Source organism: Methylovulum psychrotolerans, assembly GCF_002923755.1.
GTDB lineage: Bacteria > Pseudomonadota > Gammaproteobacteria > Methylococcales > Methylomonadaceae > Methylovulum > Methylovulum psychrotolerans.
In genome coordinates this window covers 1-1,755 of record NZ_PGFZ01000057.1, presented here as the reverse complement: position 1 = coordinate 1,755, position 1,755 = coordinate 1, and the positions used below count along the sequence as shown (strand labels likewise).

Sequence of the window (1,755 nt, the reverse complement as noted above, 5' to 3'; positions counted from 1 at the left end):
CCCCAAAGACTAACATTACTAAGGAAACTTTGTTAAGTTTAGGCGTAACATCAATTAAGGAGCTAGAGAGCGTATTAAACGACAAGCATCTTTCTGCTCAATTTAAACATACCTCTACGCCAACGATAGACATGTTTTTGTATGCTCAAACATTAATAAATAGAGCTAAAAATAATGTGGTTAAACATTTAGAAACACTCGAAAAGTATGATTGTAGCGATTGGGAAGAATTAGCCCCTACCGTTATCGGTGGCATTAAAAAAGAAGGCCGATCTATTCATATAGTAATAAGGCCATCCGATAATGGACAAGTGATTATATATTATGGCTACGAAAAAGATGTATTAGATACCGCAGATGCCGAATTGTGGATAGATAATGGAAAAGATACGCCCAACCATTTAACACTGGGTAAAATCCTTAAAAAAACAGGCATTAATAAAATTCCGGTATAAAAATGGATATTACGAATGAAATATCCCAAATTATTGGTCAGGCCGAGAGTTCTACGCTTGAATATAAAACCGTTTTACCTCCATCAAAAAATATCGCTCAAATAATATGCGCATTTGCTAATACCGATGGTGGGTATATTGTTTTAGGTGTGTCTGACAATCTTGAGATTAACGGTTTAAGTACAGATTTTCACGCCAATGCAATCACCCATAAAGCGTTAGATCTGCTTTCACCACAGCCACAAATCCATTACCAATATGTTGTACATCAAGGCAAAAAGCTTTATGTCATAAAAGTTGAAAAATCTACTATTCCCATTTTGTTAGAGGGCAAAGTATATAAAAGAATTGGTTCGACAACCAAGCTTGAAAATCCGATTGAAATTCAATTTAACCCATATGGATATTTAAGAATAAAAGAAATAAATATTCAGTTTGAAACCTATAAAAAAAACGCTACAAGTGCCAAAATAAAGCTAATAGACCATTATCAAAGTATCTTAAAATAATGGATGATCTTGGAAATATCTTGTATCCAATAGATGCAGATACTCCAACAAGTAACCAAGAAGGAAAAATACTAATGAGAATATTATTTTCTTCTTTCGCAGATAATTTTGAAACATACTTATCTGATTTGTTATATGAAATATTTCTAGCAAAACCAGAATCATTAAAATCAAACCAACAGGTCACTATCAAAGAAGTATTAGATTGCTCCGACTTGCAAGAGTTTGTGAAATATTGGGCTAAAGAAAAAATAGGAAAGCTACAAAAAGGCAGTGTAAAGGGTTTTATTGCTGAAAATGACCAAATAAAAAAATTAGCCGCTATTGATGAATCAACACAAAATGAAATAGAAAAAATACTTCAAATAAGGCATCTCTATTCTCATAGAAATGGGATTGTGGATGAAAAGTTTCTTCAATTTTTTACAGGACAATTTATTTTAAACTCAGAGCATCAAATTCCGATAAGTCAATTTTGCGATAAATTGTGCTATTTAGCAGCAGTCGCCGATAAAATTGATTTAGCAGCAACAAATAAATATAAATTGGCACAGGGTTAATCTATACTGATTGTACCGAATTATGGGGTGTGTTCAAAAAACTGTATTCCGTTGATTTTGTTTAAAAATTAATATGGCGCACAATCAAAAATAGGGCAAATATCCTGTAATAACGCGCTTAAACCCTATCCAGCCAAGAAAATGCCCTCAGATTGGCTGCGCTATTAATGCGTAACCAATTGATTTAATTTGGTATCAATGAATTTTTGGTTACCCCATAATCCGGTACAA

General features: G+C 32.9%; 3 protein-coding genes. All 3 read left to right on the top strand.

Features of this window, described 5'->3' with window-relative positions; genetic code table 11:
* Window positions 1–455, top strand: a 455-nt coding sequence (locus AADEFJLK_RS23455) for a hypothetical protein (RefSeq protein ID WP_211299336.1), incomplete at its 5' end; no start/stop codon positions are given.
* A 2-nt stretch (window positions 456–457) separates the two neighbouring features.
* Window positions 458–964 carry an AlbA family DNA-binding domain-containing protein gene (locus AADEFJLK_RS25365; RefSeq protein ID WP_211299335.1) on the top strand — a complete coding sequence of 169 codons (507 nt, stop codon included), beginning with the start codon at window positions 458–460 and terminating at the stop codon, window positions 962–964.
* Window positions 964–1,524: a hypothetical protein gene (locus AADEFJLK_RS25360; protein ID WP_211299334.1), complete on the top strand. Its 561-nt coding sequence runs from the start codon at window positions 964–966 to the stop codon at window positions 1,522–1,524. The genes AADEFJLK_RS25365 and AADEFJLK_RS25360 overlap by 1 nt, the downstream gene beginning before the upstream one ends.
* Window positions 1,525–1,755 lie beyond the last annotated feature (231 nt).

Coding starts and splice junctions, on each gene's coding strand:
- AADEFJLK_RS25365 (WP_211299335.1), top strand. CDS start 458: ATGGATATTACGAATGAAATATCCCAAATTATTGGTCAGGCCGAGAGT.
- AADEFJLK_RS25360 (WP_211299334.1), top strand. CDS start 964: ATGGATGATCTTGGAAATATCTTGTATCCAATAGATGCAGATACTCCA.